This is a genomic window from Enterobacter sp. HMSC16D10, from assembly GCF_001807145.1.
Classification (GTDB): domain Bacteria; phylum Pseudomonadota; class Gammaproteobacteria; order Enterobacterales; family Enterobacteriaceae; genus Enterobacter; species Enterobacter roggenkampii.
In genome coordinates this window covers 94,181-102,379 of sequence record NZ_KV787896.1, presented here as the reverse complement: position 1 = coordinate 102,379, position 8,199 = coordinate 94,181, and the positions used below count along the sequence as shown (strand labels likewise).

Here is an 8,199-nt window from a genome sequence, read left to right as displayed (position 1 = left end):
AGTCAGAGGAGCCAAATTTAAAAAGCCTGCTTTTAAAGCAGGCTTTTTGCTTTGCGGATGAGGGAAAATGAACGCTCTGTTTGTCTACGGCACGCTGCGTCCGGGCCATTCTAATGCGCATATCCTTGAAAACATCGGCGGTGAATGGCTGGCCGGTTTCGTCTCCGGTACGTTCTACGAACGCGGCTGGGGTGCGGCGGCAGACTTTCCCGGGATTGTCCTCCACTCCGATGGACCGCGCGTCGAAGGCTATCTGTTTATCTCTGATAACCTTTCCGCACACTGGCAAATGCTGGATGAGTTTGAAGACGGCTATGACCGGGTTGAGGTCACGGTGACTACCTCTGAAGGCAAGCAGGTTCAAGCCTGGATTTATCAGCTACAGCCACGTTCTGAGTCATAAAAAAAGGCTCTCTGTCACCAGAGAGCCTTTTTCACGATTCGCTGCGATTACTCGCTTTTTGCTTCGCCGTTTTTGATTTCGCCCATCACTTTCAGCTTCTTAGAGATGTCGCGACGCTCTTTGGACAGTTCAGCATTTTTGATGATGTAATCATCAACACGGTCTTCATAGTCGCTCTTCATGCTGGCGATGATGCCCTGAATAGCTTCAACGCTCATGCCTGGCTTGATGTAGTCGCTCAGGTTGTCGAGCAGCAGAACACGTTTCTGGTTGTCACGGATCTTCTTCTCAACGTCCTGGATTTCACGCTGCAGCTTGTTTTTGCGGCGGAACAGGCGGACGAATTCCAGAACATCCTGGAACGAAGGCTTGGTAGTTTCCATTTTTACACCCCTGATAATGTGAGATTCGGATTCGTTAAAGCAACCGTTGTAACAATAACCTTACTGACAGCGGCTGCGAATGACAATGAGTATATCGTTTAAAACTATCATAACCCCAATTGCTGCTGAATCGAAGCAGCAGGCGTCACATCCGCGTTTTATTTGCGCAGCGCCCGACAAATCAGATGCGATAGCAGCTCAAGCTGTCGCGCCAGTTCCATACTCAGCCAGACATAGCCATGAATGGGCGTTTCCGCCACGTTATCGCCCTGCCGCTCATTGATTAACTGCTTCAGCTCCGCAACGATCTCATTCAGCCGCTCGCTGTTTGCCAGTATCGGCTGCGGGTTACCTTCGTAGAGCGCATGAGCGATGGTCAACAGCGTTTGCTGCGTCATCTGCTGGGTCTCTTTGAGGGTCTGCGCGTTAAGCATCAACAGATGGCTCGGGCGAGAGGCCCAGTGCGCGTTGATTTGCAGTTCAAGCATGCACACCAGGTTGCGGCTTACCGTCTGGATGGCTTCGAAAATCGCTTTCTGAATATGGGTCTCTTTGCTGGCGGGCGTGATCAGGCCGCGCATTTTGACCACGTCGTTGAGGATGGTTTGCAGATGCTTTTCCAGCCGGGGGCGTTCAACCAGATTAGGGGAAAAACCGGCCTGATAGACGCGGTTAAACGCGGTGACATAGTTGGCCATCTGGATACGCCAGTGCAGAAAAGCCCGCTGCGGCCAGATGCCGGTAAACAGCATGGCGAGCAGTGAACCCAGAATGACATCCCCGCTTCGCCACAGCGCCGTGGTCATATCCCCGGCGGGTGCGCCGACCACCACCGCGAGCGTGATACCAATCAGCAGCGCCTGATAAGGACGCTTGCCCAACGCCAGCCAGCCGCACAGGAACATGGCGGCACCGCACCATATCAGCATGACCGGGAACGAGATAAGCTCCAGCTTCAGGGCGATTAGCCCCAGGGCCGAACCTAACACGGTCCCGCCAATACGCTCGAAGGCGCGCGGGACAACGTTGCCCCAAAACGAGATGGGCCCCATCACCACCACCAGCGTGATCAGCGGCCACGTCCCTTCCGGAACCTCCAGCAAACGCACCAGTACAAACGTCAATACGAATGCCAGCGCGATGCGACACCCGTGCACCACGCGGTAGTGTTTATACAACCGAATTTCAAAAGGGGTTAATGATTTGTCGGGACGCACACCCGCTCTCCAGCTACACGGCAAATCACAATTGTACTGTGTTTTCAGCCGGGCGGAACGGTCCCGGCTGAAAAACCCTTTATTCAGCAGGCCTAAACCGGTTTGTGCTCTACCGCGATATACATTTCAATATCCCAGTAGCCGTCCGCGTTGCCGTCATTCAGGTAGCGCTCGAAGCAGGGTTTGAGCGCCATTTGATACTTATTGTCCTGCAGCAGGGAATTGAAGAACTGATACCACGGCGTGGCAAAGTCGTAGTTTTCCACACGCGCCGTCGCCACGGCATAATCCCCTCCCGCGATTTCCGTCATCATGACGCCTTCGCTGTTTTCCGGGATAACAAAATCGTCCGGTACGGTAACGGCCGTATCGCAGCGCAGTTTTTCGGCCGGGACCTCATCGGGGTTATCGTAGTAGACCGCCACCCACTCCAGCGGCTCAATGTGACGCCCGTCGACCCACATGACCAGCTGTTCAAAGCCCTGTTTTACCGTGTGCTCCCACGGACCGACCAAATGAAAACCGGCAATCTTACGTTTCTGTTGCTGCGTAATGCTGTAGTCCATGCTGCCTCCGTTTATCACTGTATATTTATACACTATAAAACTGGGTTATCATTATCAGCAAACGAGGAGTGTTTATTATGTGAGCAGACTCGCAACCCTGCCAGTCTGCTCATAGGCGGTTAAAGCGTGTGATGCAGATAATCGCTCAGACGAGAGAACAGGCCGCCTTTATCAACGGCTTCCAGCGTGACCAGCGGCCAGTGGGCTACCACCTTGTCACGATCGTAAAGCTGGATCTCCCCGACACGCTGATGCGCGGCAATCGGCGCTTCCAGCTCTTTTTTATCCAGCACGTATTTGGCTTTGATATTGGGCACCTCCGCTTTCGGCAAGGCCAGCCAGAAGTCCTGGTCGGTGCCCAGTTTTACCTGCTCCTTGTCGCCGTACCAGATACGCTCCGTTCCCACTTTTTTTCCGTTATGCAGGATCTGCACCGTATCGAAATTCTGCTGCCCCCAGTGCAGCAGTTTTCGGGCCTGGTCCTCACGCCCTTTCGGGCTGTCCGCTCCCATTACAACGGCAATCAAACGACGCTGGCCGTCAACGGCGGATGCAATCAGGTTAAAGCCGGCCCCCGAGGTATGCCCCGTTTTCAGCCCGTCTACGTTCATGGTCTTATCCCACAGCAGGCCGTTACGGTTCTGCTGGGTGATCCCGTTCCAGGTTAGGCTCTTTTCGCTGTACATATGATAAAACTCGGGCTCACCGTGGATAATGGCCCGGGAGAGAACGGCCAGGTCATACGCCGAACTGTGTTGGCCAGGCGCGTCCAGCCCGTGGACGGTTTCGAAGTGGGTATCACGCAGGTTCAGCTTCTGCACATAGTCGTTCATCATCTTCACGAACTGCGGCTGCCCGCCCGCCACGTGATCGGCCAGCGCCACGCAGGCGTCGTTGCCGGAATCGACAATCAGGCCGCGGCTCAGATCGCGCACGGTGACGCGATCGCCCTCCTTCAGGAACATCAGCGATGAACCGTCAAACACCGGGTTCCCTTTTGCCCAGGCATCACGCCCTACGGTGACGATGTCATCCGGGGTAATGCGGTGGCTATCAATGGCCCGATCCACCACATAACCCGTCATCAGCTTGGTCAGGCTCGCCGGATTACGTTGTTGATGTTCGTTGCCCGCCGTTAAAATCTGACCAGTCGTGTAATCCATCAGCACCCAGGAGCCAGCCTGAATGGCCGGAGGCTGCGGCGAAAAATCCAGTGGTTCGGCCGCAAAAGCAGATGAGACACTCGAAGCGAGTAAAGAAACAGCAATAAACAGACGGCGTTTCAACGGTATATCCTCAGGTCATTAAAAATCGATGACCTTTTTACGGGAGTTCTGATGTCGTTACCTGGCTTAATTGCAAAAAAATGTGACAGAACGCAGATTTTTCTCTGAAGCTGGCGCGCAAATTTGCCTCGCGGCGGTGCTTTTTATTCGGTCTGACCCGCGCGATCGTTTACCATAGTGACGTCATTTTTTAACAGGATGGTATTACTGGTGTCTGACTCTGCCGCTCGCCCGACTTTTTTGTTCCACGACTACGAAACCTTTGGCACGCATCCGGCGCTGGACCGACCGGCGCAGTTTGCCGCCATCCGTACCGACGACGAATTCAACATTATTGGCGAGCCTGAGGTCTTTTACTGCAAACCGGCTGATGACTACCTGCCGCAGCCCGGCGCGGTCATGGTTACCGGCATCACCCCGCAGGAAGCGCGGGAGAAAGGCGTTAACGAGGCAGAGTTCGCCCGACGCATTCACGATCTCTTTACCGTTCCCAATACCTGCGTGGTCGGTTACAACAACATCCGCTTCGATGACGAAGTGACGCGCAACATCTTCTATCGCAACTTCTACGATCCCTATGCCTGGAGCTGGCAGAACCGCAATTCACGCTGGGATTTACTCGACATCATGCGCGCCTGCTACGCCCTGCGTCCTGAAGGCATTCACTGGCCGGAAAATGAGGAAGGGCTGACCAGCTTCCGGCTGGAACACCTGACGCGCGCCAACGGTATCGAGCACAGCAATGCCCACGACGCGATGGCGGACGTCTATGCCACCATTGCCATGGCAAAGCTGGTGAAAAGCGCACAGCCCCGGCTGTTTGAGTATCTGCTGAGCCATCGCAGCAAGCAGAAGCTTATGACCCTTATCGACGTACCGCAGATGAAACCTCTGGTGCATATTTCCGGCATGTTTGGCGCCTGGCGCGGCAATACCAGCTGGGTTGCGCCGCTGGCCTGGCATCCGGACAACCGTAATGCGGTCATCATGGTGGACCTGGCGGGCGATATTTCACCGCTGCTCGAACTCGACAGCGATACCCTGCGCGAACGGCTTTATACCCCGAAAAACGAGCTCGGCGATCTGCCGGCGGTGCCGGTCAAACTGGTGCATATCAATAAATGTCCGGTCCTGGCGCAGGCGAATACGCTGCGCCCGGAAGATGCTGACAGGCTGGGCATTAACCGCCAGCACTGCCTCGATAATCTCAAAGTGCTGCGTGAAAATCCGCAGGTGCGCGAGAAAGCCGTGGCCATTTTTGCCGAAGCCGAGCCGTTCGTGCCGTCTGAAAACGTGGACGCCCAACTCTATAACGGTTTCTTCAGCGATGCCGATCGCGCGGCCATGAATATCGTTCTGCAAACAGAGCCGCGCAACTTACCGGCGCTGGATATCACCTTCGCCGATAAGCGCATCGAAAAGCTGATGTTTAATTACCGCGCGCGTAATTACCCCGGCACGCTGGATGAAGCCGAGCAGGAACGCTGGCTGCAGCATCGTCGCAACGTGTTTACCCCAGAATACCTGCACAGCTATGCACAGGAGCTGGAGATGCTCTACGGCCAGTATGAAGGGAATGCTGAGAAACAGGCGCTGCTGAAATCCCTGTTCCAGTACGCGCAAGAGATAGTTTGATCGATAGGTATAAAAAAGCCGGAGGCGAAGTCTCCGGCTTTTTTTTGCCCGGTGGCGCGGCGCTTACGCGGGCCTACGGGGTATGTAGGTCGGGTAAGGCATAGCCGCCACCCGACACAGTCTTACGCGACGTCTTCGTACTGCGGAACCGGGTTACGGAAGCTCTTCGTGACGCAGGCCAGGTAAACCAGACCGATACCCGCCCAAATCAGGCCAAGCACCATCGAGCTCTCTTCCAGGTTAACCCACAGCGCGCCCACGGTCAGGGCACCGCACATCGGCAGGAACAGATACTGGAAGTGATCTTTCAGCGTCTTGTTACGCTTTTCACGGATCCAGAACTGAGAGATCACCGACAGGTTAACAAAGGTGAACGCCACCAGCGCACCGAAGTTAATCAGCGCCGTTGCCATCACCAGGTCAAAGTTAATCGCCAGAAGCGCGATCGCACCGACCAGGATAATGTTCATTGCCGGGGTACGCCAGGTTGGATGCACGTAGCCGAAGAAGCTTTTCGGGAATACGCCATCGCGGCCCATTACGTACATCAGACGCGCAACGCCTGCATGCGCGGCCATACCGGACGCCAGTACGGTGATGGTGGAGAAGATCAGCGCGCCGACCTGGAACGCTTTACCCGCCACGTACAGCATAATTTCCGGCTGAGACGCATCCGGATCCTTGAAGCGAGAGATATCCGGGAAGTACAGCTGCAGGAAATAGGTCGAGAAAATAAAGATCAGACCGCCAATCAGCGCCGTCAGGAAGATGGCACGAGGAATTACGCGCTCTGCATCTTTGGTTTCTTCAGACAGGTTGCTGATCCCGTCAAAACCGGTAAAGGAGAAGCACAGAATGGTTGCCCCGGTAATCATCGGGATAACATGCGCATCACCAGACCAGAACGGCTTGCTGCTCGCCAGGGTGCCCGCGCCTTCGCCGTGGAATACGCCGTAAATCACCATGCCAAGAATAACCGCAATCAGCACAACCTGAAGCACAACGATAACGGAGTTAAAGTTGGCGACAGACTTGATGCTGCGCAGGTTAAAGGCCGTCATAAAGGCCACCAGCGCCACAACGAACATCCAGGATGGAATCGACGGCACCAGCGCTTCAAAATAGATTTTTGCCAGCAGAATGTTGATCATCGGCGCGAACAGATAGTCGAGCAGCGAAGACCAGCCCACCATAAAGCCAACCGTCGGGCTGATGGATTTCTGGGCATAGGTGTAGGCGGAACCCGCAGACGGATAGCGACGCACCAGTTTACCGTAGCTCAGCGCGGTAAAGAGGATCGCAATCAGCGCGAAGCCATATGCCGTTGGCACATGACCGTCTGTGAGGCCTGATACGATACCGAATGTATCAAACAGCGTCATCGGTTGCATATAGGCCAGGCCCATCATAACAACCGGAATCAACGTAAGCGTTTTACGTAATTCCACGCGAGAGGTGTTTGGAGTTGCGTTATGCGACATAGTTATTCTCCTTTACGGTGATAACCGCCACGTAAGCGAAAAATTGCCCCATTTCTTTCTTCCTCAGCGACAACAACTGTCGGATTTTAGTAAATATCTATCCGGTACGAAGCCCGGCCTCTTGGTTTTTAGTTTCGTTTCGTACATGCAAAAAAAAATAACCGACGCCTTTTATATCGTCGATTATTCATTTGGTTGCAGCGGCGGCATTTTGCCCCACATCGGATACAAAAGGCAATACTTTGCAACGCACCGGGTAATTTTCTTTTTGCTAACTGGCTGATTTCTCGACGCTGCCCTGAGCATATACAGCAGCGATAGCACTATTTGCTAAAATTTCGTCCCGCCACCAGGCACTCGCCAGCCCGGCGGTCTGTTCATTCCAGCCCACCCACACCGATTCATGGCTGTTTTGAGCAAGTACCTGTTTTTCAACAAGCGCACCGCTGTCAATAAAGCGCTGCGCCAGATAGCGGGGTAAATAGCCGCAGCCCAGACCGCTAATTTGCAGCTCAAGCTTGGTTTTAAAGTCGAAAACGGTAATCGCTTCCTGCTCATCAAGCAGCTGCGAGGAGACCGCACATTCCGGGCGAGAGCTGTCACCCACTACAATCGCGCGGTAGCCTTTAATCACGCGGCGGTTAAGCGGCTCGGGCTCCTGAGCCAGCGGATGATGAGGCGCCACGGCAAATACCTGCTCCAGCACGCCAAGGCGGGCAAAACCAAATTCACTGAGTTGGGGAGGCTCATGCAATGCACCGACAAAAATGTCCGCCCTGCCCTGGGTTAAGGCATCCCAGGAACCGCCCAGCACGCCGTTGATGAAAATAAGCCGGGTGACGCTGTGATGCTGGTAAAACATTTCAATCAGCGGCGTCAGGAGAGAAAACGGAAAGGTGTCATCCACCCCAATCACCAGCTCGTTTTCCCATCCCTGATGCAGTTTGACGGCCTGTTTTTCGAGTTCACGAACGGTGTGGAGGACTTCACGGCCTTTTTCCAGCAGCATCTGTCCGGTGCGGGTAAAGCGTGCGCGATGCCCGGAGCGATCGAGGATCTGGATATTGAGGTCGCTTTCCAGTTTTTGGACGGTATAGCTCAGGGCCGAAGGGGTTTTGTAGAGCTTTGCCGACGCAGCGGCAAAGCTCCCCTCTTTTTCCAGTGCATCCAGAATAATAAGAACATCCAGCAGCGGTTTCATGCTCGCCCCCTTCTGGTGTGCGATCGT

At 54.5% G+C, this 8,199-nt stretch carries 9 protein-coding genes; 2 read left to right on the top strand and 7 right to left on the bottom strand.

The features are described from left to right. Positions 1 to 67 precede the first annotated feature (67 nt). The gene (locus HMPREF3143_RS17495; RefSeq protein ID WP_023325604.1) at positions 68 to 403 is read left to right on the top strand and encodes a gamma-glutamylcyclotransferase family protein; all 336 of its coding nucleotides are present in this window, start codon (positions 68 to 70) and stop codon (positions 401 to 403) included. A gap of 47 nt (positions 404 to 450) precedes the next feature. Here HMPREF3143_RS17495 and HMPREF3143_RS17490 read toward each other — a convergent pair whose 3' ends face one another. From HMPREF3143_RS17490 to dacD, 4 genes are all read right to left on the bottom strand, one after another. Then, positions 451 to 786 carry a DUF496 family protein gene (locus HMPREF3143_RS17490; protein WP_008499467.1) on the bottom strand — a complete coding sequence of 112 codons (336 nt, stop codon included), beginning with the start codon at positions 784 to 786 and terminating at the stop codon, positions 451 to 453. A gap of 158 nt (positions 787 to 944) precedes the next feature. Beyond that, on the bottom strand, positions 945 to 2,003 hold the full coding sequence (locus tag HMPREF3143_RS17485; RefSeq protein WP_008499466.1) for an FUSC family protein: 1,059 nt from the start codon (positions 2,001 to 2,003) through the stop codon (positions 945 to 947). 92 nt (positions 2,004 to 2,095) lie between these two features. Next, a complete protein-coding gene (gene sbmC / locus HMPREF3143_RS17480) occupies positions 2,096 to 2,569 on the bottom strand; it encodes a DNA gyrase inhibitor SbmC (protein WP_008499465.1) in 474 nt (157 codons plus the stop codon). Between the two features lie 119 nt (positions 2,570 to 2,688). Further along, positions 2,689 to 3,855 (bottom strand): serine-type D-Ala-D-Ala carboxypeptidase DacD, encoded by a 1,167-nt coding sequence (gene dacD, locus HMPREF3143_RS17475; RefSeq protein ID WP_008499464.1) that lies wholly within the window; start codon positions 3,853 to 3,855, stop codon positions 2,689 to 2,691. A 207-nt stretch (positions 3,856 to 4,062) separates the two neighbouring features. Between dacD and sbcB the strand changes: the two genes are divergently transcribed. Further along, positions 4,063 to 5,490: an exodeoxyribonuclease I gene (gene sbcB / locus HMPREF3143_RS17470; RefSeq protein WP_175441126.1), complete on the top strand. Its 1,428-nt coding sequence runs from the start codon at positions 4,063 to 4,065 to the stop codon at positions 5,488 to 5,490. Positions 5,491 to 5,612: 122 nt separating this feature from the next. Here the strand turns inward: sbcB and plaP are convergent, their stop codons facing one another. The 3 genes from plaP to HMPREF3143_RS17460 form a co-directional block, all read right to left on the bottom strand. Further along, positions 5,613 to 6,971: a putrescine/proton symporter PlaP gene (gene plaP, locus HMPREF3143_RS17465; RefSeq protein WP_008499462.1), complete on the bottom strand. Its 1,359-nt coding sequence runs from the start codon at positions 6,969 to 6,971 to the stop codon at positions 5,613 to 5,615. After that, on the bottom strand, positions 6,961 to 7,023 hold the full coding sequence (yoeI, locus tag HMPREF3143_RS25790) for a membrane protein YoeI (protein ID WP_099458931.1): 63 nt from the start codon (positions 7,021 to 7,023) through the stop codon (positions 6,961 to 6,963). The genes plaP and yoeI overlap by 11 nt, the downstream gene beginning before the upstream one ends. Before the next feature lie 219 nt (positions 7,024 to 7,242). Continuing rightward, positions 7,243 to 8,172 carry a LysR substrate-binding domain-containing protein gene (locus HMPREF3143_RS17460; RefSeq protein ID WP_021241428.1) on the bottom strand — a complete coding sequence of 310 codons (930 nt, stop codon included), beginning with the start codon at positions 8,170 to 8,172 and terminating at the stop codon, positions 7,243 to 7,245. Between the last annotated feature and the right edge of the window lie 27 nt (positions 8,173 to 8,199).

What these genes read in the sequence shown, in the direction of transcription:
- HMPREF3143_RS17460 (WP_021241428.1), bottom strand. Translation starts at nt 8,172, where the DNA reads ATGAAACCGCTGCTGGATGTTCTTATTATTCTGGATGCACTGGAAAAA.
- HMPREF3143_RS17490 (WP_008499467.1), bottom strand. Translation starts at nt 786, where the DNA reads ATGGAAACTACCAAGCCTTCGTTCCAGGATGTTCTGGAATTCGTCCGC.
- HMPREF3143_RS17495 (WP_023325604.1), top strand. Translation starts at nt 68, where the DNA reads ATGAACGCTCTGTTTGTCTACGGCACGCTGCGTCCGGGCCATTCTAAT.
- sbmC (WP_008499465.1), bottom strand. Translation starts at nt 2,569, where the DNA reads ATGGACTACAGCATTACGCAGCAACAGAAACGTAAGATTGCCGGTTTT.
- plaP (WP_008499462.1), bottom strand. Translation starts at nt 6,971, where the DNA reads ATGTCGCATAACGCAACTCCAAACACCTCTCGCGTGGAATTACGTAAA.